At 32.1% G+C, this 24779-nt stretch carries 22 protein-coding genes, 1 pseudogene and 1 riboswitch; of the genes and pseudogenes, 9 read left to right on the forward strand and 14 right to left on the reverse strand.

What is annotated here, in order from left to right; all coding sequences use genetic code 11:
• The first annotated feature begins 123 nt into the window (after positions 1–123).
• Both KPL50_RS08830 and KPL50_RS08835 read left to right on the forward strand, forming a co-directional pair.
• On the forward strand, positions 124–2031 hold the full coding sequence (locus KPL50_RS08830) for a peptidase U32 family protein (protein WP_216298094.1): 1908 nt from the start codon (positions 124–126) through the stop codon (positions 2029–2031).
• A 41-nt stretch (positions 2032–2072) separates the two neighbouring features.
• Positions 2073–3362, forward strand: a complete 1290-nt coding sequence (locus KPL50_RS08835) for an aspartate aminotransferase family protein (RefSeq protein WP_216298095.1) — start codon at positions 2073–2075, stop codon at positions 3360–3362.
• Positions 3363–3509: 147 nt separating this feature from the next.
• Here KPL50_RS08835 and KPL50_RS08840 read toward each other — a convergent pair whose 3' ends face one another.
• From KPL50_RS08840 to hcp, 5 genes are all read right to left on the reverse strand, one after another.
• Entirely contained in the window at positions 3510–4703 is a 1194-nt protein-coding gene (locus tag KPL50_RS08840) for an acetate kinase (protein ID WP_216298096.1), read from the reverse strand.
• A 275-nt stretch (positions 4704–4978) separates the two neighbouring features.
• Positions 4979–5344, reverse strand: a complete 366-nt coding sequence (locus tag KPL50_RS08845; protein WP_216298097.1) for a hypothetical protein — start codon at positions 5342–5344, stop codon at positions 4979–4981.
• Between the two features lie 126 nt (positions 5345–5470).
• Positions 5471–6205, reverse strand: a complete 735-nt coding sequence (locus KPL50_RS08850; protein WP_216298098.1) for a TIGR03915 family putative DNA repair protein — start codon at positions 6203–6205, stop codon at positions 5471–5473.
• Positions 6198–7460 carry a putative DNA modification/repair radical SAM protein gene (locus KPL50_RS08855; protein WP_216298099.1) on the reverse strand — a complete coding sequence of 421 codons (1263 nt, stop codon included), beginning with the start codon at positions 7458–7460 and terminating at the stop codon, positions 6198–6200. The genes KPL50_RS08850 and KPL50_RS08855 overlap by 8 nt, the downstream gene beginning before the upstream one ends.
• Before the next feature lie 162 nt (positions 7461–7622).
• On the reverse strand, positions 7623–9269 hold the full coding sequence (hcp, locus tag KPL50_RS08860) for a hydroxylamine reductase (RefSeq protein WP_216298100.1): 1647 nt from the start codon (positions 9267–9269) through the stop codon (positions 7623–7625).
• A gap of 204 nt (positions 9270–9473) precedes the next feature.
• Between hcp and KPL50_RS08865 the strand changes: the two genes are divergently transcribed.
• Complete coding sequence (locus KPL50_RS08865; protein WP_309245152.1) at positions 9474–9968, forward strand: methylated-DNA--[protein]-cysteine S-methyltransferase; 495 nt, start codon at positions 9474–9476, stop codon at positions 9966–9968.
• An 89-nt stretch (positions 9969–10057) separates the two neighbouring features.
• Here the strand turns inward: KPL50_RS08865 and KPL50_RS08870 are convergent, their stop codons facing one another.
• The 8 genes from KPL50_RS08870 to KPL50_RS08905 all read right to left on the reverse strand — a co-directional run bounded on the left by KPL50_RS08870 (position 10058) and on the right by KPL50_RS08905 (position 16459).
• Positions 10058–10264 (reverse strand): hypothetical protein, encoded by a 207-nt coding sequence (locus KPL50_RS08870; RefSeq protein ID WP_216298101.1) that lies wholly within the window; start codon positions 10262–10264, stop codon positions 10058–10060.
• Between the two features lie 96 nt (positions 10265–10360).
• The gene (locus tag KPL50_RS08875) at positions 10361–11305 is read right to left on the reverse strand and encodes a ribonuclease Z (protein WP_216298102.1); all 945 of its coding nucleotides are present in this window, start codon (positions 11303–11305) and stop codon (positions 10361–10363) included.
• Between the two features lie 448 nt (positions 11306–11753).
• Entirely contained in the window at positions 11754–12146 is a 393-nt protein-coding gene (locus KPL50_RS08880; protein WP_216298103.1) for a bacteriohemerythrin, read from the reverse strand.
• Positions 12147–12301: 155 nt separating this feature from the next.
• On the reverse strand, positions 12302–13066 hold the full coding sequence (locus KPL50_RS08885) for a heme ABC transporter ATP-binding protein (protein WP_216298104.1): 765 nt from the start codon (positions 13064–13066) through the stop codon (positions 12302–12304).
• Positions 13067–14119, reverse strand: coding sequence for an iron ABC transporter permease (locus tag KPL50_RS08890; RefSeq protein ID WP_216298105.1), 1053 nt, complete (start codon positions 14117–14119; stop codon positions 13067–13069).
• Between the two features lie 16 nt (positions 14120–14135).
• On the reverse strand, positions 14136–15080 hold the full coding sequence (locus KPL50_RS08895) for an ABC transporter substrate-binding protein (protein ID WP_216298106.1): 945 nt from the start codon (positions 15078–15080) through the stop codon (positions 14136–14138).
• 80 nt (positions 15081–15160) lie between these two features.
• Entirely contained in the window at positions 15161–15721 is a 561-nt protein-coding gene (cobU, locus tag KPL50_RS08900) for a bifunctional adenosylcobinamide kinase/adenosylcobinamide-phosphate guanylyltransferase (RefSeq protein ID WP_216298107.1), read from the reverse strand.
• Between the two features lie 160 nt (positions 15722–15881).
• Positions 15882–16062: riboswitch (cobalamin riboswitch) on the reverse strand.
• Positions 16063–16165: 103 nt separating this feature from the next.
• Positions 16166–16459, reverse strand: coding sequence for a DUF5661 family protein (locus KPL50_RS08905; protein ID WP_216298197.1), 294 nt, complete (start codon positions 16457–16459; stop codon positions 16166–16168).
• Positions 16460–16812: 353 nt separating this feature from the next.
• On the opposite strand from KPL50_RS08905, the gene KPL50_RS08910 reads away from it, so the two are divergent.
• From KPL50_RS08910 to KPL50_RS08920, 3 genes are read left to right on the forward strand one after another with little or no spacing between them, the layout of a single operon-like run.
• A complete protein-coding gene (locus tag KPL50_RS08910; RefSeq protein ID WP_216298108.1) occupies positions 16813–17898 on the forward strand; it encodes an ABC transporter ATP-binding protein in 1086 nt (361 codons plus the stop codon).
• A 13-nt stretch (positions 17899–17911) separates the two neighbouring features.
• The gene (locus KPL50_RS08915; protein WP_216298109.1) at positions 17912–18802 is read left to right on the forward strand and encodes an ABC transporter permease; all 891 of its coding nucleotides are present in this window, start codon (positions 17912–17914) and stop codon (positions 18800–18802) included.
• Between the two features lie 2 nt (positions 18803–18804).
• Positions 18805–20640 (forward strand): extracellular solute-binding protein, encoded by a 1836-nt coding sequence (locus KPL50_RS08920; protein ID WP_216298110.1) that lies wholly within the window; start codon positions 18805–18807, stop codon positions 20638–20640.
• A gap of 67 nt (positions 20641–20707) precedes the next feature.
• Here KPL50_RS08920 and KPL50_RS08925 read toward each other — a convergent pair.
• Positions 20708–20818, reverse strand: a pseudogene (locus KPL50_RS08925) (ornithine carbamoyltransferase subunit F); the annotation flags it as partial.
• 146 nt (positions 20819–20964) lie between these two features.
• On the opposite strand from KPL50_RS08925, the gene KPL50_RS08930 reads away from it, so the two are divergent.
• Genes KPL50_RS08930 through KPL50_RS08940 form a run of 3 tightly spaced genes read left to right on the forward strand, consistent with a single transcriptional unit; the run spans position 20965 to position 24720 of the window.
• On the forward strand, positions 20965–22452 hold the full coding sequence (locus KPL50_RS08930; RefSeq protein WP_216298111.1) for a spore germination protein: 1488 nt from the start codon (positions 20965–20967) through the stop codon (positions 22450–22452).
• Between the two features lie 33 nt (positions 22453–22485).
• Positions 22486–23595 (forward strand): endospore germination permease, encoded by a 1110-nt coding sequence (locus KPL50_RS08935; protein WP_216298112.1) that lies wholly within the window; start codon positions 22486–22488, stop codon positions 23593–23595.
• Entirely contained in the window at positions 23596–24720 is a 1125-nt protein-coding gene (locus tag KPL50_RS08940; protein WP_216298113.1) for a Ger(x)C family spore germination protein, read from the forward strand.
• The last annotated feature ends 59 nt before the right edge of the window (positions 24721–24779 follow it).

Here is a 24779-nt window from a genome sequence, read left to right on the forward strand (position 1 = left end):
GATATAACCTCTTTTTACTAAGCGTAGAAAGAGGTTATAATAATAATTGGATTAGTTAAAATCATTTTTAATCATTTTTATATAAAAACTAAAACTTTAAATGTAAAGGAAAGGTGTTTTAATATGAGTAGATTTTTTAATAACAAGGAAATAGAATTACTAGTTCCTGCGGGAACTTTTGAAATTTTTGAAAAGGTTATTCACAGCGGTGCTGATGCCGTATATTTGGGTGGCAAGAAATTAAATATGCGTATGCTACGACCAGATTATAACCTGTCAAATGATGAAATAGAAAAAGCTATTGCTATTGCTCATTCCTTAAACAAAAAGGTTTATGTAACAGTAAACAATCTTTTAAGTCAGCAGGATTTAAAAGAAGCGGAGGAATATCTAAAATTCCTAGATAAAGTGAAGCCAGATGCACTACTTATTCAAGATCTTAGTATATTAGAATTAATCAATAGTTTAAATTTGAACCTAACTCTCCATTCATCTGTAATGATGAATGTCCACAACTTAGAAACTATTGTAACCCTTAGAGAATGTGGAATTACTAGAATTGTTGCATCCCGGGAGATGGATTTACAAACCATAAAGAATCTACATAGCCAAACTGATATGGAATTCGAATATTTTGCACATGGTGATATGTGTATTGCCCACGGTGCTCAATGCTTGTATAGTGCCATGCTTTTTGGACAAAGTAGTAATAGAGGAAAATGCATGAAGCCCTGTCGCTGGAATTTTACAATGAAAAAAGATGGACTAGCTTATCCTACAGAATATCCAATGGCGGTTAAAGATATGTATATGTATGAACATTTACCTGAAATGATTGAGGCAGGTATCCTCTCTTTTAAAATAGAAGGAAGAATGAAAGATTCAGATTTTCTAGTTACCTTAATTAATTACTATAGCGATGCTATAGATAGATATATTGATGACCCTATTTGCTATGATAGAACAAAAGATGCACAAAATATTTATAAAACTCGCAAAAGAGACTTATCTACCGGCAGTGCCTTTGGAAAACCAGGGCTCTCAAATATCAACAGACTTAACGAAGGTACGGGTAAAATTTTTAGTAAAGCTGCAGAAGAAATTGAAATAAGTAAAGATAAGATAGATGGAATAAGAAAGATTTTAAATGTGGAAACTTCTCTAGCGCAGAAACCTAAGTTAAGTGTAAAAGTAAATTCCTATTCACAAGCTAAAGTCGCATTAGAGGTAGGCGCTGACGCAATTTATTTATCTGGAGAAGTTTTTGCGCCAAATCATCCTTTTAGTAAGAGCGAAATACTTAAGTTAACTGCAGACAAAAAAAACACAAAGATATATTTAGGTTTCCCAAGAATGATGTTTGAAGAGGATTTTTCTAAATATAATCAATTACTTGTGGAAAATGACTTAGGTCTTGATGGCTTAATTGTAACCAATTTAGGAGCTATTCATAAATACAAATCACTAGGACTTGAGCTTATTGGGGATTATTCTTTAAATATTTATAATCACTCTGCAGCTAAGTTCTATGAAAAGCAAGGGTTATCTATTGCTACTCTTTCTGTAGAAACACCACTGCTAGACGCTAAAGAAACTATTGCGAAATCAAAAGTTCCTATTGAAATTATAGTTCATGGCTCTCCAACAGTTATGTATATGGGCTATAATTTATATGAGAACACTAAATCCTTAGAGCCTTCAGGACGCGAAGATAATTCTCGCGCTCCGAGCGAGGTATTAGTTTTAGTTGATGAAAAATCAAATGAACACCCAATATATATGGATAACTATGGAAGAAGCCATATGACACTTTATAAAGATCTTTGTTATCTTCCTTTTTTAAAGGAACTTAATGATATTGGCGTAAATCATTTTAGAATTGAAGCATGCCATTATGATACTAATAAGCTACGAAAAGTTTTAAGTATTTACAAGGAAGCCATTAATGATTTAAGCAAGTGTGAAGAATTATTCCATACCCTAGATCCTAGTGATGCAGGATTTACTCTTGGAGCTTTTCAATTTAGTTAAGCAAATAAAAATAAATAAATAATAGGTTAAGGAGGTATAAGATGTCAAGTTACATAGGACCAGAGAAAATCATAAAAAAGAAAAAACAATTTCTTTTTCCCTGTTCACAACATTTTTATAAAAGTCCTCCTCAGATTGTACGTGGAGAAATGCAGTATTTATTTGACTGCGAAGGTAAAAAATATCTCGATTTCTTTGCAGGGGTTTCTGTTGTTAATTGTGGTCATTGTAACCCTGAAATTTTAAAGGCAACAATAGATCAAATGAAAACCCTTCAGCACACAAGTATTATATATTTAACTCAGCCCATAGTTGATCTGGCTGAAAAGCTTTCACATGTATTACCTGGGGATATTGTACATTCCTTCTTCTGCTGTACAGGTTCAGAGGCTAATGAAGGTGCTCTTTTACTTGCTAGACTTTATACTGGAAAAAATGAATTTATTTCATTAAATAACAGCTTACATGGTAGAACTTATTTAACTATGAGTGCTACAGGAATCCCTATGTGGAGAGCGGATCCTATGCTTTCTGATTGTTTTACCTTTGTACCAAATGCTTATAACAGCGATAAAACCCTTGAAGAATCAGCTTTAGATTCATTAGAGGCTATAGAGAAAGTAATAGAGACTAAAGGTGCAGATAAAATTGCAGCTTTAATTGCAGAACCGGTGCAAGGAAATGGAGGAATTATAACTCCACCTCAGTGGTACTTCAAAAAATTAAAAACCCTGCTTGAAAAACATGGAATATTATTAATTATAGATGAAGTTCAAACAGGCTTTGCAAGAACCGGTAAGATGTTTGCTATAGAGAATTATGATGTAGTCCCAGATATAATTACCGTGGCAAAGGCTCTTGGAAATGGAATACCAATATCAGCCTTTTGTACAAATGATAAAATTGCTAAAGCGTTTACTAATGCGTCTGCCTCTACCTTAGGTGGTAATCCGGTTGCTGCAAGCACAGCTATAGCTGTACTTGAGTACATTGAAAAAAATAATTTATGTTTAAATACTGAAAAGTTAGGATTAAAGTTAAAAGATGGACTTAACATACTGAAGGGAAAGTATCCAATAATATATGATGTTAGAGGTTTGGGGCTTATGGTAGGTGTAGAACTAATAAAGGAAGATGGTCAGCCAGCCTCAAAAGAAGCTGATTTCATATTAGAGGTATTAAAGGATGAGGGCATTCTCTTAGGTAAAAATGGATTACATAGGAATGTGCTAGCCTTCCAGCCGCCTCTTGTTATAACCGAAAATGATGTAGAATTAATTTTAAACAAATTAAATTTAGCTTTAAGTAAATTAAATAGCTTATATTTATAATTTGCCTTATGGTTATAGTATAAAAATTTATAGAAAATTAAAGAAACCTCTACAAGCCTTGTGTTTGTAGAGGTTTCTTTAATTAGTCACATGGAAATAAATACACTAACTTATTGATTTGTTATTTATTTTCATGTGTTTTCTATCTTATGAATTAACAACTTCCTTTGTATCTCTTGCTATCATTAATTCTTCATTTGTTGGTATTACAAAAACTTTTACTGTTGAATCTGATGTACTTATTTCTGCCGCAGTGCCTATAACATTATTCTTTTCACTATCTATTTTAACCCCTAAAAACTCTAATCCACTGCAGCAAGCTTCTCTAGCTTTCACTGAGTTTTCGCCAACTCCAGCAGTAAATATGATACAATCCACGCCACCTAAGGCACCTGCATAACTGCATATAAACTTTTTAACTTCATAATGAAAAACATCTAGTGCGAGTTGTGCTCTTTTATTGTCCTTAGCTGCAGCCCAAAGATCTCTAAAATCACTGCTCATTCCAGAAATTCCCAGTACTCCTGATTTTTTGTTAAGTATTTCTGCTATTTTTTCTGAAGACAAAGATAGTTCTTCCATTAAGAAAGTTATAATTGAAGGGTCTATATCTCCAGATCTTGTGCCCATAACAAGCCCTGCGAGAGGAGTGAACCCCATACTTGTATCAATGGATTTACCTCCTTTAATTGCAGCAATACTTGCTCCATTTCCTAAATGGCAGGAAATGATTTTTAAATCTTTAATATCTTTGTTCATCATTTCTGCAACCACTTGGGAGACATATTTATGAGAAGTTCCGTGGAATCCATATTTTCTTATTTTGTGCTCTTCATAAAATTCATATGGTAGTGCATAAATATATGCATGTTCTGGCATATTCTGATGAAAGGCCGTATCAAATACTGCTACCATTGGTGTATTTGGCATTAGTACCTTGCAACTGTTGATTCCAATAATATTTGGTGGATTATGTAATGGTGCGAGTTTTGAACAATCCTCTAGAGCCTTCATTACTTTTTCATCGATCAATACAGATTTAGAATAATATTCTCCACCATGAACCACTCTATGACCTACTGCTGATATTTCATCTACACTTTTAATTACTCCATTAGTTTCATCTATAAGAGTTGAAAGAACTAATTTAATTGCATCTTTATGATCCTGCATAATTTGTTTTACTATATATTTTTCTCTGCCTTCTACTTTTTGAGTTAAAATAGAGCCTTCACTGCCAATTCTCTCAATCAATCCTTGAGCTAAACAATTTTCATCCTCCATATTGATAAGTTGATATTTTAGAGAAGAACTGCCACAGTTAATAACTAATATTTTCATAAAAAAATCCCCTTCCAGCATATTATTTACTTCTTTGAACTTGGGCAAATATTACAGTCACAAGATTTATAATCTTGTTATTTTCTATTTCTTTTGTATAGCACATTTCCTATATAGTATATCATACAATACATATATTATATAAATAACTACATATTTGCAAGTAGTTTTGGATTTTTAATGATATAACCACTATAAAAACTAAGTCTTAAAAGTTAAGACTTAGTTTTTATAGTGGTTATGTGCTTGTATCCATGAAAAACAAATTACAAATATTACATATCTCTAGGGTCTATATCACTAATCATTTTTATAGTTCCAGATATGTACCATTTAGTTTCTTGTTTTTCTACTACATATACTTTTCCAAGTATTTTAAACTTAGACATAACTCCTGCAAGTGAACCTACAAATGAAGGTGTATTCAAGTGGGCTTTTTTGTTTTTTTTCACATTATCTATGTGCTGCTCAGTAAACTCCTTAGGAAGGTTACTGTTTATTTCCTTACTACTTTTAGCTGTCTCTTTATTTTTAGCCCCTAATGCCTCTAGTGTTTTATAAATCTCTTCCATTTTGCGTTTTTTTCTTTCAATACTTATACTAGGACTTTCAACTTGAGTGTATTCTACTAATTTTTTCATAATCATCTTTCCTTCCTTTAAATAACAATAATCTAATAAATGCATTTAAATCTATTATATCATGATTTCTAGCATTTTTAAGAATAAATGTTGAAATATAAAAAAGTGTTCACTATAAAATGGTGATCACTTTTTCATTTCAGTTAAATTATCCCAGTATTTCTTTGGCATATGCTGCATTTGTAACCTTTCATTGGCTCTTTCTTCTATGGATATACTTTTATGGAAGGCCTTCCAAAGATTTTGATAAAACAACTCTTCCTCCTCATGACTTTCTAATTTTTCAAATTTTAAATCTCTAAGTATCATTTCATTATTTTCATAAACTAAACCAATTTTTCTTTTTATGTCATGAATTACCCACTTTTCATTTTTAAGTCTTTCACTAAAGTGATTTCCTATGAGTTCAACAATATTATAAGTAGGCTCTATTGCTGCATACAATATTCCCTTAAACTCTTGAAATCTAGCTATCCCTAAAAACCTATGTGCTTCAAAACCCACTTTTCTAGAAATTTTCTGTACTTCATTCACAGCTTCCTCTGTTAGAAAGTCATTTACTTTACTGCCAAGATTAAATCCTAATTGTATATACCTAAATAAATTTAATTCTATGCCATTTTCCTCAGATAAAAAGGCCTGATACACATAAACTAGTGTATCTTGTGAAATCTTTTCTAATATAGCCCTGTATACTTTACCCGATTTTGTCATATCAGTTCCAATAACTATGTCCTCGTATAATATATTGAAGTTATAATCACTTTCTTTCTCAATACTTTCAGGGATTCTACTATAATAGCAAGCATATATAACAGATAAAAACCCATCAAAGCTTCCATCATAAATATATCTAACCAAATAAATCACTCCTTTGGGTAAATAAACTAAGCTGCTCCGGCTTATCAAAGCTTTCATAATCCAATAAATAATTTTTAAGCCTTCCTCTTTCCATGGCTTTATCTCCATAAAATTTACCACTGCAGGTTAAAAAATATCTAGCTCTTTTAAGTACAACTCCTATTTTTTTCAAATTGTCATATGAAAGATTACAAAGTCTTCTTGCTCTTACGATTCTTAAAGCTGATGTTACTCCTATTCCCGGGACCCTAAGTAATATTTCATAGGGAGCATTATTAACCTCTACAGGGAATTTGTCTAAATTATTTAATGCCCAAAAGGCTTTAGGATCTAAATCCACATCGAAATTAGGATTTAGTTCATCTAATAATTCCTTTGCCTTAAAACCATAATACCTTAAAAGCCAATCTGCTTGATACATTCTATGTTCTTTTAGAAGTGGAGGAGTGGTTTGAATAGCTGGCAAATTTATGTTCTCTACTACTGGCACATAAGCTGAATAATAAACTCTCTTAAGTCCAAAAGTATTATATAGTCCTTCTGTAAGACTAATTACTCTTAGGTCACTTTCATTTGTTGCCCCAACCATTATCTGTGTACTTTGGCCACCCGGAGTAAACTTTGGTGCTTTAAAACCTTTTTTCTTATATTCCGTGGATTCTAATATACTATGCTTAATAAGTCCCATAGGTCTTAATATATCTTCCTTATTCTTTTGAGGTGCCAAGAGCTTTAAGCTTTTTTCAGATGGTAGCTCAATATTTACACTCATTCTATCTGCATACAAGCCTGCCTCATATATTAATTTCGGATCAGCACCTGGGATAGCCTTCACATGTATATATCCATTAAACTTGTGAATTAGTCTTAAATCCTTTAGTATTCTAACTAAGTTTTCCATTGTATAATCTGGACTTCGCTCTACCCCGGAACTTAAGAATAATCCTTCAATATAATTTCTTCTATAAAAATTCATAGTTAAATCTACTACCTCACTAGGAGTAAAGCTCGTTCGCTCTAACTCATTACTAGCTCTATTAATACAATATTTACAATCATATATGCATTTATTAGTATACAGGATTTTAAGTAGTGAAATACATCTACCATCCTGTGACCAAGAATGGCAAATTCCTGATGCTGATGCATTTCCTATACCACCTGCTGTATTCTTTCTATTAGAACCACTAGAGGAGCAAGAAGCATCGTATTTTGCTGAATTTGATAATATTTCAAGTTTTCTCATTACATCCACTTTAATCACCCCCAAACGTTTGTTCTCATTTTATCATATTTTAGAGATAATTGAAACACTTATTTACTGAAAAATCATATTAAAATAAGGCTGTTTCTAAAGATATTTGACTACCTTTAGAAACAGCCTTTGTCTAAACTATAATTTTGATATCCATTTTTATTATCCTAGTATTTGTTTTAAATCAGCTTCTGGTGTGCTTATAGGTTTTATATCAAAATTATCAACTAGGAATTGTAATACATTCGGGCTTAAGAATGCTGGTAGTGTTGGCCCCAGGTAAATTCCTTTTACTCCAAGTGAAAGTAATGCCAATAAGTCAGCAACAGCCTTTTGTTCATACCAAGTTATAACCATTGCCAGTGGTAGGTCATTGATTCCACATTTAAAAGCCTCAGCTAGTGCTAGAGCTATTTTAACGGCAGAATATGCATCGTTACATTGACCTATATCAAGTAGTCTTGGAAGTCCTGCTACCTCTCCAAACTCCAATTTATTAAAACGGTATTTTCCACAAGCTAAAGTAAGAATAATGCAATCCTTTGGAACTAATTGAGCGAATTCAGTGTAATAATTTCTTCCTGTTTTTGCGCCGTCACAGCCTCCAATCAAGAAAAAGTGTCTGATTTTCCCTTCCTTCACTGCATTAACTATTGTTTCAGCATGACTTAAAGTTGCTTTATGACCAAACCCTACTAGAATTTCTTTAACTTCTTCATCTTTCTCGAAGCCACCGAGGTCTAAGGCTTTACTTATTATTTCAGAGAAGTCCTTATGACCATTTTCATCAGCTGATATATGTTTTATGCCCTCCCAACCAACAACACTTGTTGAGTAGATTCTATCTATATATGAATCTTTTGGTTTCATTAAGCAATTTGTTGTCATTAAAATACAGCCTGGTATGCCATCAAATTCCTTTTGTTGATTTTGCCAAGCTCCTCCAAAGTTACCTACTAAGTGAGTATATTTATTTAACTTAGGATATCCATGGGAAGGAAGCATTTCGCCGTGGGTATAAATGTTTATTCCCTTACCTTCAGTTTGCTCTAGTAGCATTTCGAGATCTCTTAAATCATGACCAGAAATTACTATAAATGGTCCTTTTTTAATATTTACATTAACCTTTTGAGGTGAAGGTGAGCTATATTTTTCATTATTAGCACTATCCAGTACCTCCATAACTTTAACACTCATCTCTCCAGTTTTAAGTAAGTATTTGATAAGATCTTGAAGATTTAAACTATCATCTGTTAATGCTGCAAGAGCTACAAAATAAAATTCATCTACTTCTTCACTATTATATTTTATAAATCTAGCTTGATGTGCATAAGCTGCAATTCCTTTTAATCCGTATTTTATAGTTTCGCGTACGGAACGGATATCTGCATCTAATTTTTCATCATACATAACACCCGCTTTTTTAGCATCTTCAAGCATTTGCTCCTTAGAATCACTTAAATTATATTGAGCCTCTTTTGCATTTACTTTTTCATTTCCTACTTTTTTCCTAACTTCTTCTTTGATTACTTGAGATTTTTTTAGCATATTAGTATGAGCTTCAGGATCAAAATTTACGTTAGTTAATGTCATAAACAATGCATTTTCAACAAATGAAATCCATGACTTGTCAAGTTTCTCACCTTTTTCTAAAAGTTTAGTAGCATAGCAACTTATCCCTTTTAGCTGATATATGAGCAAATCCTGCATTGCTGCAATTTCTGGTGTTTTTCCGCAGACTCCTATGTTGGTACAGCCTTTTCCACCTGCAGTTTGTTCGCATTGAAAACAAAACATTTTTCCTTGCATATGTAACCCTCCTAAATTTTCAAAATATTCTAATACTAGCTTACACTTATTATAGGTAGATAAGCAAGTGAATGGTTAACATTCGCATACGAATTCAAAGAAAATTCATTTATATTCCAACTGGAATGGCTTTAAACTAGACAGGCTCAAAATCTTATGTTACCTTTATTTATAGAGAGCATTTTATAATTGAGGAGGGATTTTGTGAAAATTGGGTATGACATTTATGATTCACCTATAGGTCTAATCCACGTGGTTGTGGATGAAATAGGTGTAAAAAAAGTAGAGATTTTTGAAGAAGATTGGAAACAATACAAGAGCAAGCATGAATTTATTCAGAAAGATGTGGAGCTATGTAAGGAAGTTATAGTTCAACTAGATGAATATTTCAAAGGAAAAAGAAAAAATTTTAATATACCATTATCTATAGAAGGTACGCAGTTCAGAAAAAAAGTATGGACGGCGCTTCAAGATATCCCATATGGTGAAACCCGAAATTATTTGCAGGTTGCAGAATCCATAGGAAATCCTAAAGCTGTAAGGGCAGTAGGTCAAGCTAATAGATTTAATCAATTACCTATAATTATACCTTGTCACAGGGTTATTGGTAAATCTGGCAATCTGATAGGCTTTGCAGGTAATAGAACACCCACACAAAAACTACTATTGCATATAGAAGGGGCAAATTTTGATAAATGACTTTATACTCGTATCTCTTAATACCATTTTAGAAAGAAATCCCCCATTTTTACAAGTGGGGGAAAGCTGATGTTTAACTATTAACATTTCTAATCTAGAATTTTTATTAGATACAAGCCATGATCTAAAATACTTTGTTCACAACTAAATTTAACACCCTCATCAATAAATTCAAAGCATACATCTCGTGTACTATTTATATCAAATAGACATTTCCCTTTTTCATCTAAGGATTTTACAGCATCCTCATGAATTCCTTCCCGCAATAGGTTGGCCTTAGCTTTGCTATTCAACATATCCGCACCTTCCTCTCAATTTTATAAAATCCGCTTGATAACTCACTCAAATCACTGTTGTATTTACTATATAGTATCATAGACTTTCTGTTTTCTCTAATCTTTAAATGAAATTGTCTTTACAAGTCTATCAAATCCAATAATAGTGTTCTTGAAAATACTCTCTGCTCTGTCTTTATATTCTTCTGGGATATGCATAGAAGGACTAAAATGTGTCAATAGGAGTTCTAGCACTTCACCCTTCAAAGCAAGCTGTGCTGCCTCGCTAAAGGTCATATGTTTGTTCTTTATGGCTTTTTCAATATCATTATCATTACCATAGGTCCCCTCACAAATAAACAAGTCACTTTTTTTTATAAAAGTCGCTATTTCAGGTATTGGTCTTGTATCCGTGGTGAAACTGAGCTTTATTCCGGTTCTTTCTTTTCCAAGCACCATACCGGGCAAATATGTTTTTTCATGATGAATTATAGTCTCATTGTTTTGGAGCCTACTCCAAAACATTTTTGGAATTTCATTTATAATTGCACATTTAACATCAAATTTTGGTTTTCTCCTAAAGTAAAAGCTATAACCCAAACAATTAGTTGAGTGCTCAAGTTCCAGTGTTGAAATTATTAAATCATGATCTTTACACACTGAAGTATTAATACTATCTTTTAATATTTGTACTTTCAATGGTTCCTGTGGATTTTCTATAATGTTAAGCTCGTAAGGAAGGTAAGGTGCCGCAACCCTCAGACCCTTCACAATGTCAGCAATGCCTTTGGGGCCAATTATGGTAATAGGTTCAGTTCTACCGCTGTTACCTATTGTGGCAAGAATACCTGGTAGTCCAACAATGTGATCCGCATGTCCATGAGTTATACAAATTATATCTATTGATTTAAATCCCCAGCCAAGTATTTTCATGGATACCTGCGTACCTTCACCACAATCAAGCAGTATCTTTCTCCCTTTGTAGTTTATGAGAAGTGAAGATAGATACCTTTCAGGAATAGGCATTCCCCCTCCACATCCTAGAAGAACTATATCAAGCAATTAAATCACCTCATCTAATATTTTCATTAAATTTATTGTACACCCGGAGGCAGTACAATATCTATATCTATACTGAAACTCCCATGCCTAAATGAATCGTTGCTTAGCTTCTTTTTTTGCCAGTGGATATCCACCCCGCATTCCATTAACATCTTATTTTTGTTCTTACATGTTTTTTAATGCTTTCACTAATACAATAGTTGTTAATAATATTTTTCTCATATACCTTGGACAATATACAAAATAATAGAGTTATTTTCATATATTATAAATGTTTTTATACACTTATTACTGTTTATAATCATTATCTTAAATATCTTCAAGTGATATCCATCCCACACCTGAAGGAGTGGGCTTTCCGCACAAACATTGTAATATTGACGCAACAAAAAAAGAATCATTTTATTGATTCCCTTTTTAAAAATAATAATAAACGTTTAATATAATGTTATTTTACAGGTATAAGTAAATCTTTCTCTAATATATGATTAATAAGCCAATCATTTAAAAAAGTTAGTATTCCCATAATAGCCTCATCTTGATTTTCATCAACTTTATTTAAATTAACCACATCAAGTTTTTCAATAAAGGCTGCATGGTCCATTTTTTGAGTAAATAATCTTTTATAATTTATACTCTCCATATATTTTTCTTCATCTTGAAAGTGATAAACTGTATATTCTCTTAGTTCTTCAATTACTTCTACTATTTTATCATATTTATCCGTATCATATGGACTTTTTAGTAATTGATACGCTCTTTCCCCTATTTCAAAAAGTTTTTCATGCTCTGTATCAATAAGTATAATACCGGTTTTATACTTTTCTTTCATCTCAAACATATTTAATCCCCCCTTAACTTTGCTCTCACTCATATATGGTACTTTATTTTATTCTATTTTACAACAAAAATACTCATATTACCTTATGTTTTTATATGATCCACTTGTAAAAAAGAATTCTCAAATTAATGCGAATCCTTTTGTTACATTAAATACTAAAAAGGCATAATAAAGGTCTTTCCCGTTTTGGGGTTCTTAGTTATAAATACCTCTAATCCATAAACCTCTTTTATTATATCTTCTGTTAATACTTCCTCTGGAGTTCCATTTTTGTAAACTCCTCCATCATGCATTAGTATCATATGATCCCCATAGGCAGCTGCTATGTTCAAATCATGAAGCACTGCAATAATTGTGATGTTTTTATTTTGATTTAGTTGTTTTAGTCCATTCATTATTTCAATTTGGTGATGAATATCCAGGTGAGAAATAGGCTCATCTAAAAGGATTATTCCTGTATCTTGGGCAATTGCCCTTGCCACTATCACTCGTTGTTTTTCTCCACCACTGAGTGCATTTATGCTTTTATTCCTAAGCTCCCAAGTATTTGTGCACTTCATAGCATCCATAGCTATTTTTATGTCTTTTTCACTTTCTGAACAGAATCTAGAAATATGAGGAGTTCTTCCCATAAGGACTATGTCTTGTACCGAAAAATCAAATTCAATATCGGTGCTTTGTGGAACTACAGCCATTTCCTTTGCTAGCAGGTTTGGTCTTATTTGGGTTAAATTCTTTCCATCAATAGAAATCACACCTTTTTCCATATGCAAAGATTTTGATAGTACCCTTAAAAGAGTAGTTTTACCTGACCCATTTGGTCCTAAAATCGTGTAAAACTTTCCTCTTTCTATTTTTATGTTAATATTCTTTAATACTTCCTCTTCAAAGGAAAAGCACACATTATTTATCTCTATCAATTAAATCGCCTTCTTTTTTGTTCTATATAATAAGTATATAAAAAATGGCACTCCAAAAATCGAGGTAATAATTCCAACGGGTATTTCAGAGGGAGGAACTACTACCCTTGCAAAAGTATCGCAAATTATTAGAAATATAGCTCCTCCAAGTGCAGAAAATGGTATAACCACCCTATTATCAGATCCAAAAATCATTCTAATTGCATGAGGAACTATAAGTCCTACAAAGCCAATTATTCCACTTACAGATACGACTGCAGCCACCATTAACGTGCTTATTACAAATATGTACTTTTTAAATCCATTTACATCTATACCAAGGCTTCTTGCAGTATCTTCTCCAAGCAGCATGATATTCAGATCTCTTGAAAATGTAGATATAAACAATATTGAGGGAATTACAATTATAGACAGTAAAATAACCTCATTCCAACCGGCTGTGGAAAAACTTCCCATAGTCCACATAACTATTTTTTCAATGTTATCTCTATTAAAAGTCATCATTAATGAAATAATAGAAGATAACAAATAATTTATAGCAATACCAGCAAGAAGTAGTGTGGCCACTGGAACTTTTGTACCAACTCTCGCAATATTATAGACCAAAAAAGTAGTTATTATCGCACCTATAAATGCAGTTAATGCTACCATACTCATTCCAAAGAAATGAACTTCTTTAAGAAAAACCATGGTTATAGTAGCTCCAAGTGCTGCTCCTGATGAAACTCCCAGAACAAAGGGGTCTGCCATTGGATTCTTAAAAATCCCCTGAAAAGAAGTACCAACCACCGAAAGTGCCGCTCCAACTAAGCAAGCTAGAAGTATTCTCGGGAGTCTTAAATTTAATAATATGATTATAGATGTAGACTTAATTCCGCCTGTGGATACAAGGGTATTTACTATTGGAATTTTACTTATTACTATTAATGCCGTCTGTTTGAAAGATATATCTGCCACTCCAAAATTTGCTGCAGCAATTATCACAAATATAAGTAAAAATACACCTATTGCAAAAACTCTTTTATAATAACTCTTATTTTCTATAAATGTCATGGCACTGCAACCCCTTTTATTTGAAAAGTTCAGGATGAATTAGTTTAGCCATTGCTTCTAGTCCTTCTGCAAGTCTTGGTCCCTGCCTAACAATAGTATTTTCGTCAATTTCCAATAATTTACCATTTTTAACTGCTTTCAAATCTTTATAACCTGTTGTAGCTTCTATACCTTTTTTCGTATCAAAGAATTTGGAGCATATTAGCACATCTGGATCCTTTTCTACAAGCTTTTCTACACTGTATTTCCAACCAATTGCATCATCTGCGGCATTTTTTCCACCAGCTATTTCTATCATATTTCCTATAAATGTATCTTTCCCAGCAGTGAAATCGCCACTCTTACCGAAACCTGCTACATAATAAACTGTTGGTTTCTTAGCCTTTGCTACCTTAAGCGTTATATCTGCAACCTTCTTTTTCATATCTGATATTATTGACTGCGCTTTTCCACTAGCATTTACAACCTGGCCAAGTTTTGACATTGTATCATATACACCGTCAAAATTCTCTTCACCATAAAGTACTATGACTTTTATACTAAGGTCCTCTAATTTTTTAACAACAGCCTTATCAAAATGAGTTGATGCAATAACTACATCAGGTTTTAATTCAACAATTTTTTCTATATTGGGTTGTAATAAACTACCAATAGTTGCTACCTTACTTACCTCCGTTGGATAGTCATCATAATCACTTCTACCAACTAAACTTCCACCTTTACCAAGTGCATATATTCCCTCTGTTATATTTGGTGCAATTGTAATAATTCTTTTAGGTTCACTTTCAATTGTAACGGTTCTATTATATGAATCCACCACTTTTAGTGGATATACTACAGATGCTGTTTCCTTTTTAGTAGTATTAACCTTATTGCCTTTAGCTTTATTACCACATGCACTAAACACAACACAAACAAAAACAATTAAAACTATACTTATTATACTCTTTCTCTTAAACATAATTTTCCTCCTAGTATTCCTTAGGGGCACTAAACAATTATTAATTGTTTAGCCTCCATAAATTTTGATTTTCTAATTAATTATTTAATTTTAATTGGTATACCACTAACCACCAAGTGAACTTCCTTAGCCTTGGATGCGATATACTGGTTTACTCTACCTGCAATATCTCTAAAAACCCTAGCCATTTTATATTCTGGTACAATTCCAGAGCCAATTTCATTAGTTACAATAATTATTGTTTTTGTACTTTTTTCAGCCTCGCATAGAAAGTCAGCTACCTCTTGCAAAATTTCACTTTCCATAGTATCTATAGCTTCATTATTTAAATCATCAAAGTTATCCCCTGCACTATCAAACATAAGATTTGTAACCATTATTGTTATACAATCTAATAAAATCGTACCGAACTGCATTTCTTCTTTATAAAACACCTGCTTTAAATTATTATAGCCTTCAAAAGTATGCCAAGTAGATGGCCTTCTTTCTTTATGCTTTTGTACTCTGTCCTTCATTTCATCATCAAAGGGAATTGAGGTTGCAATGTACAGTACCCCGCCCTTTTCTTCTTTAGCTAACTTCTCAGCGTAGGTACTTTTACCGCTCCTTGCACCACCTGTTATAAGTACAATGTTTTTCATAGTATCTCCTTATTAATTTAGTGATAAATCCCTAAGCAAAAAAATTCAAATAAAAAAACCACATCTCATGGATGTGGAATAATGCAATTAATTTTTTTCACCTATTGGATTACCCAATATTATTGCTAAATTACGCATTTTTCATCCTCCCCCCGAAGACTAAAATCTTGAGCATTTAGGCAGGTTTACTGGCTTTAGCATCATCTTACTCTCCAACCTTCTCAGTTTCCCAATGGTTTTTTGGATTTCATCCTCTAATACAGTAGCGGTGGGCTGCAGTGGTCTTTAACCACTTTCCCTTTTAACCCTTGTTACAAGGCACCTAAAGCTAATATTCAATTTTAATTAAATTCACAATAATTATTGTAACATCAAAAAAATATTAAAGCAATAAAAAAATAGGAAGTAGCTGATTGGAAGCTATCTACTTCCTATTTTTTCAGTTTAGTCACCCCAATATTTTTCTGCCTCTTCTTCCATTTTAGTTAGTCTTGTATAATAATCCTGGAATTCATTTAGATGAGCAAGAGCTATTTTGCCAGTTAAAATAGGATCGTCATTAGTTACATTTGTAAGAGGATTAATATTGCCATGTTCTAATTCAACATCTAATCCAACCCTAAATTGCTCTACATCAAACTTGTCAAATCTAATATTCAAATGTTTAGCAATTAATACAGCTTCTTCTATTGTAAATTTTTTTCTTTGAAAATTCCTGCTATCACAATATGAAATCATATTATGATATATCATTTCATTTTTCATCTGTTCGTATATATCTATATTAGTCATATTATAAAAATAAGGATATCTGAACATATTACCCTCCCAAAAATAGCTATCACTATATATTATACATAAAAAATTATTTTGCCACTAAGTTTTATTGTTAAATTTTATATAATGGAATAATTTATAAATACTATAACTTTACTTTTTTTCCTGAATATAAAACTTATTGATATTTAAAAATTATTGTGCTATTATTTTTAAAGTTATGTTTATTCACTATAGTGTATAATTATAACTTTTAACAATTCTAATATGAATTGTATACTATAAATATATATTAAAAAAGGAGCTGTTACGGTGTGACAAAAAATGTTTTTGTTCAATTGTTAAATATTTGTAAAAGTTTTGATCAAGATGAGGCCGTTATTAAAAACTTAGACCTTGATATACTACAAGGTGAGTTTCTAACCTTACTTGGACCAAGTGGTTGTGGAAAAACCACTACCTTAAGAATGATCGCAGGCTTTGAATTACCTACAAGTGGTGAAATTGTAATTGATGGAGAAAACATCACAGACAAGCCACCTTATAAGCGTTGTGTTAACACGGTATTTCAAAACTATGCCTTATTTCCTCATATGAATATCTATGACAACATAGCCTTTGGCCTTAAGATGAAAAAAGTTCCAAAAGCTAAAATCAAAGATAAGATAGATGAGATGTTAAAAATGGTTCAACTTGAAGGTTATGAAAATAGAATGCCTTCTCAACTAAGTGGTGGCCAAATGCAGCGTGTTGCTATTGCTAGAGCTATAGTAAATAGCCCAAAGGTTCTTCTTTTGGATGAACCACTAGGTGCTCTTGATTTAAAGCTTCGTAAACAAATGCAATTAGAGCTTAAACATCTCCAAAAAATCCTTGGTATAACCTTTGTATTCGTAACACATGATCAAGAAGAAGCATTAACTATGTCTGATAGAATTGTGGTTATGAACAATGGGATTATTGAGCAAATTGGAACACCAGAAGAACTTTATGAGCACCCTAAGACTAAATTTGTAGCTGGTTTTTTAGGTGAGACAAACATCTTAGAGGGAGAAGTGATTAAGTTAAAAGACGATGAAGTTCTTCTTAATCTTGAACAAGAAGAAGATATAATCAGAATACCTAACCTGAATTATAAACTCGGAGATAAGTTTGTTGTTTCTGTTAGACCTGAGAGAATTAGAATAAAGCAAGTCGTTGAAGATGGGGATGTATGGCTTCAATGTAAATTTAAAGAGAAAGTTTATGTAGGTTCAAACATTAAGGTTATTATGATAGCTAAAAACAGAAAAGAAATTATAGTTAATGAGCCCATAGGACAAAATTTCAATTTTTCAGATGAAATCAAAGATTATTTCGTAACTTGGAACCCAAATCATACTATTGTAATTAAAGCATAGAGGGAGGTCATAAATGAAAACTAATAAATGTAAAAAACCCATTATAAAATACTTATCTTCAGTTTCAAAATATTTAACCACAATTTTACCTGCTATGCTATGGATGGTTGGATTTTTCATTATACCCCTTTTATTTATAGTAGTAGTAAGTTTTTCCACTAGAGGTGAAGTTGGAAATATCGTATATAAGTTTACATTATCCAATTATACTAAACTTTTAAATCCTCTTTACCTTAGTGTCTTTTTTAAATCCATATTAATAGCTATTTATACCACGGTGCTATGCTTGCTGCTAGGATATCCCTTTGCATTTATAATAGCTAATGTGAATAAAAAGCTTAAACCACTGCTACTTTTACTTATAATACTTCCATTTTGGACTAACTCTTTAGTTAGAACTTATGCAATGATCATATTACTCAGAACAGAAGGATTAATAAATACTGTACTTCTGCACTTGAATATAATAAATATACCGCTTAATTTAATGTATAACAACACTTCGGTAATGATTGGGATGCTATATATGATGTTTCCCTTTATGGTACTCCCTCTTTATACCTCTATAGAGAAACTTGACAAAAGAGTATTAGATGCTGCTTCAGACCTAGGAGCAGCACCACTATATAAATTTTTAAAGATTACCCTTCCACTTACAAAGGGTGGAATTGTATCAGGTTCTATTTTAGTTTTTATTCCTACTCTAGGCCTCTTCTTTGTAACTGACCTTATGGGTGGAAGTAAAGTAGTCCTTATGAGCAATCTTATTAAAAATCAGTTCCTTACTGCAAGAGATTGGCCCTTTGGGTCAGCTATATCAGTTGTTTTAATAACTTTCATGCTTTCAGTTATTATATATAACTCAAGGCTAACTGGAACTAAAGGAACTAAGGAGGTATTATAAGGATGAAAAACAAAAAAATAGATTCTATAAAATTTATATATTTACTTTTAATATTTATGTTTTTATATATACCCATTATAGTACTTATCGCATTTTCCTTTAACCAGTCAAAATTAAATGTTGTTTGGACGGGTTTCACCTTTAAATGGTATCAAAGCCTTTTCCATAACGCAGGAATCTTAGAGGCTGTTAAAAACTCCTTTATAATAGCTATAATAAGTACAATACTTTCGGTAATTATAGGTACCTTAGCTGCTATTGGAATGTATAGATACAAATTTAAAGGAAAAAGAATAGTTGACTCAATACTATATGTTCCCTTAGTTATACCTGAAATAGTTATGGGTATATCACTCCTTGTCTTCTTTTCTATTGTAAAGATTCCTCTCGGAAAGGTATCTTTAATTATTGCTCATGTAACTTTCAGCATAGCTTATGTTGTTGCAGTAGTTAAAACAAGACTTGACGGTTTTGATAAATCTGTTGAAGAGGTTGCAATGGACCTTGGCGCAACCCCTTTAAAGACTTTTTTTTATGTGACACTGCCAATTATCATGCCAGGCGTTATTGCGGGTGGACTACTAGCCTTTACCTTATCACTAGATGATGTAATAATTAGTTTTTTTGTGGCTGGACCTGGCAGTGTAACTTTACCACTTAAAGTTTTCTCCATGGTAAAATTCGGTGTTACACCTGAAATTAATGCCCTTTCAACTTTACTAATATTTTTAACTGTTATAGTGATTTGTTTTGCGCTTTTGATTAGAAATGTAAACATAAATATGAAAAAGGTGGTAGTTATACTAACATCTATTTTCCTTGTTTTCGCAAGTATTGGTGGTAGCATATTCGCTTATTCTAAAAACAATGCGCAGCCTAAGGAGGTTTTAAATGTTTTTAACTGGTCTGAATATTTACCGCAATCTGTTATTGATAAATTTGAACAAACCTACAATATTAAAGTAAATTATAGTACCTTTTCTTCCAATGAAGAAATGCTAGCAAAACTAATGGCAGGTGGAGGAAATTATGACCTAACAGTTGCCAGTGATTTCATGGTTGAAATATTAAGTAAACAAGGTCTTCTTGCTCAAATAAATAAAAATAGTCTTCCAAATCTAAACAATATAGGATCTCAGTTTTTAGACCTACCTTTTGATAAAGGTAATAAGTATAGTACTCCCTACATGTGGCTTGCAGGAATAATAGCCTATGATAGTTCAAAGATTCCCGAAGGTAGCATAAAGGGATATAAAGACCTTTGGAAGCCTGAACTTAAAAACTCTTTAACCGTCCTTGATGACGAAAGAGTTATAATTGGAATAACCCTAAAAAAATTAGGATATTCCCTAAATGAAACTAGTCCTCAGGCTCTTCAAGAAGCAAAAATGGAGTTAAAGAAGCTTCAGCCCAATATTAAATCTTATGATAGTGACAGCCCAAAAACAAGCCTTATAAATGGAGAGGCAAAAGCAATATTTGCCTGGGGGGCTGAAGGAAGTTTGGCTAGTCGTGAAAATCCAAATATAAAGTACGTAGTACCTGAGGAGGGTCTATTCCTCCAACAAGACAACTTTGTAATTCCGAAAGCTGCAAAGAATATTAAAGCAGCGGAGCTTTTTATTAATTTTATAATGGAACCAGAAATAAGTGCTGAAATTTCTCGTAATTTCCCTTATGGAAATCCTAATACCTCTGCCTATAAATATATAGATAAAAAAACACTAGATGACAAAGCAGTTTATCCACCAGAAGAAGCTGTAAAAAAAGGTGAGTACTTAAAGGATATAGGAAACTCAGTAACAGAGCTAGATAAGATATGGACTGAAGTTAAATAAATAAAGTGGCTAGGATGCAATAATCCTAGCCACTTTATTTATTTGCTTACTATAGAATGTGCACTTTCAAATTCATATATTTTTGGACTAATGCTTCTTCTGGGAATAAGTTCTTTGGTGACACAATCCTAAAGTCCATACCCATTTTAGCAGCACCTATAATCAATGCATTTGCCATAAATATTCACAAGATCTATTTGGATGTTTATGCCATTAAATGTATAAATTTTTCTATTATATTTTTTATTACTCATATATTCACCTTTAAAGGGAACACTATTACTATTATTATATTCATTAAAATATGCCATAAAGGTGATATATATGAAAATTGAAACAATTGACTCTAAAATAACTACAATTATAAATGTATTGGGAGCATCAGCTCCCAATAAAGTAAAGAGAATATCGATTGGTAAAAATCCACCAATTCAAGGCGCTATTATATATATTGATGGTCTAGTAGATAAAAATATTATTAATAGAGATATTCTCACTCCACTAATGATTGAAATACGCAGCTCCATAGTACTAAATAATGACACACCAAGTTTTTTATGCAGTAATTACATCACTGCCGATTGTACTTTTATTAAGGGTAACACGGTGGAAGTTTCTAAGAATATTAAAAATGGAAACACGCTACTTCTAATTGAAAATGTAGAAGATTATGTAATAATCGATACCACTGGTGGTGCAATTAGAGGAGTATCCGATCCAATGAATGAAACCTCCTTAAGGGGATCTAGAGATGGTTTTGTGGAAAATTTAGAAGTTAATATAAGTTTGCTTAGGCGGAGCATAAAAGACCCAAATCTTTCCATTGAAAAATTTGTTGTTGGAAGGCGTTCACAAACGGATTTAGCTTTAGTTTATATTAAAGATTTAGTTAATACTAAGGTTCTAGATGAGGTAAGAGAAAGAATAAATGCAATAGACGTAGATTCCATTACCGGCATTGGAGCATTCCAAGAATTCATAGATGAAAATCCCTATAGTCTTTTTCCTATGTGCCTCGCCACAGAGAGACCAGATAGAGTAACTCCAAATATTATGGAAGGAAGGGTAGCTGTGATTTTAAATGGATCTCCCTTTGTATTAACACTTCCCTCTGTATTCATTGAATTTTTTCATACTGTTGAGGATTATAACGAAAGAACAATATCTGCAAATTTTGTAAGGCTTCTTAGATTTTTATCAGTTTTATTAGTAATTACACTTCCCTCAATTTATTTAACATTAATTAAATATAATGGTGAACTCATTCCTATTGAATTTGTTGTTCCGGTAGTACAATCCCGAACAGGAATATCTCTTTCACCCTTTATGGAAATTCTTATACTGGAAATACTAATGGAAATTTTAAGAGAAGGTGGATTAAGGCTTCCAACAAAAATAGCACAGACTTTAAGTATAGTGGGAGGCATTATTATAGGAAATGCTGCAGTACAATCAAATATGGTAAGTCCTACTACGCTTCTTGTAATTGGTGTTACTATTATTGCTTCTTTTGCAGTGCCCACAGTTGATATGTCTCTTTCTATAAGGATATTAAGATTTCCCATGTTATTTCTAGCAAATAGCATGGGGATAATGGGAGTTGCTACAGGCTATACACTACTTATAATCCATTTATCCTCTTTAGAAAATTTTGGTGTTCCATATATGCAATTTAACAAGAATGATTTAAAGGATACTTTTACTAGATCCCCATTATGGAAAATGAATGCTCGTCCATCCATAATTTCAGACCGAAATATTAAAAGACAAACTAATTTTAGGTCTAAGTTCAGGAGAAAAAAAGATGATTAAAAAAAATGGACTTATAAACTTAGGAGAAATAAGATGAATGAAAAAAACAAGCTAATAACCTCTGTGGAGCTCTTTTTTATCTTGGTTGGTTGCATGATTGGTATGGGCGTCACAAGTCTCCCTGCTGATGTAGTAAGTATTTCAAAACAGGATGGGTGGATTTCTTCCATTATAGGTGGAATATATCCATTGTATATTGTTTTAGTTGGAGGAATAATAATCAAAAGACATCCTGATAGCAATATAATGGATTTAAGCAAAGCATACTTTGGAAAAATAATCGGCAATGTTTTAAATTTATTGTTTATGCTCACATTTTTATTTTATATGGTTCTAGTTATTTCCGGTTCAAGCAATCAATTAAGAGCATATAGTATATATTTTATCCCACCTTTTAAAATGGTTTTAATCTTTGCTTTTGTATCTTGTTATGCTTCAATTAAAGGCTTAAAGGTATTAGCCAGGTTTACAACTATAACATTTTTTTTATTATGTTCTATTGTTGTGGCTTCATCAGTAACCTTTAAGTCCGGCAGCATTTTAAATGTAAAACCTTTTTTTGGTGCAGGTTTTCCAAAAATTTTAGAAGGAAGCCTAAAAACTTTCTTCTCCTATGCTGGTATGGAATTACTATTAATAGTATATCCATATGTGCAAGATAAAAAAAACATATTAAAAGCTGCCTACATTAGTGTTCTTGTAGTAACTATCTTTCATACCTGGATAGTGTTTACATCAATTTATTTTTCTGGACCAGATTTAGTAGTAAAACAATTATGGCCATATTCCTTCGTGGCTGAATCATTTAAAATACCTGTGGTAAATAATTTCAGATTTGTAGAGATGGTTATATGGATTACAATTGCTTATAAAACCATATCTGTTGAATTTTATGCCGCAACTAAAATATTTAGTAATATTACTAAAATGAAAAGGAAAAAAAATTGTTTTCTATTACTCCCAATTATCTTAATTTTCCCATTGTTTATGGAAAATGAAGTAATAAGGAGAGATATTGGTAGCAAGGTTCTTCCTTGGATAACATTATTTAATTTCTTTTATATAACCATAATTGCGTTAATATCTCTTTTAAAGGATAAGAACAGACTTAGGAATATTCAAAAAAAAGGAGAGAACTTATAAATGAAAAGATATAGCTTACTTATATTATCTATTTCATGTATAATTATATATCTCATATTTAATTCAAGCAAAAGTAATCTTCCTATAGAAAAAACTGAGATTTGCTCAGGAATATCCTATGACCTCATTACAACTAGTCCTCTGAATGAATATTATGTTGGTGCAAGTGTCTATACTTTCACTAAAAAAGATGAAGTTTCAAGTTCTATATTAGAAGGTATTGGTAAAAGTATTGCTGAAACCAGAGCATCCAGATCAACCATCAGCAGCAAGGAATTCTTGCTTGGATTACAGAAAGTATTTATTTTTAGCGAAGCTGCGTCAATTAATGGTATTAACCCTATTGCCGATATAATATTTTCTAATCAACAAATGAATGATGCTACTTGGCTGGTTGTATGTAAAGGCAAGGCCATTGATATGCTAAAATTCAAAGTTGATGATGCTATCACTTCATCAGATCATATTGACGGTTTGATAGAAAGCTCTACAGAGCAGAATTTCATGTCTGACCAATATAAAGTGATAGATATGTTTGCAAGGGTAGGTTCAGAGGGAAGAAATCTAGTTCTTCCCTACCTTGAAATAAAAAACGAAAAAATCACTTTGACTGGCATGGCTGTTTTCAAAAAAGACAAGATGGTTGCAAATATACCAATGGCGCAAGCCGGGTATATGAATATTTTAAGGGAAGATAACGTTCAAGGAATACTAACACTTCAAAAGGATTCACAAAACTTAATATCAAATTATGGGGAATCAAAAAGAAAGGTACGCTGTGAAAAAATTAATGGTAAATATAAATTTACTATAGATATAGAATTTAAAGGTACAATAGTAAATAATACTATGTATAAGGATTTTATGATAAATCCCAAAACAGTAGAAAAGTACAGTCATGAATTAGAAGAACAAACAAAAAAAAGGTGCAATGAATTTATAAATAAAATGCAAAATCAGTATAAAACCGACTGCCTGGAACTGGGTCGTAATGCCGCAGCTACTTTTGGGCGAAACCCTGAAATAGATTGGGATAACATTGTTTGTAATGCGGAGATTATAGTTAATGTGAAAGTAAAGGTTAAAGATCTTGGAAGAGGTCAGTTTTTATTTAAAAGTAAATAAAGATAGATTTTTATTTGAATATTCATTATTAATAATATATACCGATAAAAGGTCCGTAG

It is taken from the genome of Clostridium sp. CF012 (genome assembly GCF_018861755.1).
GTDB lineage: Bacteria > Bacillota > Clostridia > Clostridiales > Clostridiaceae > Clostridium_AD.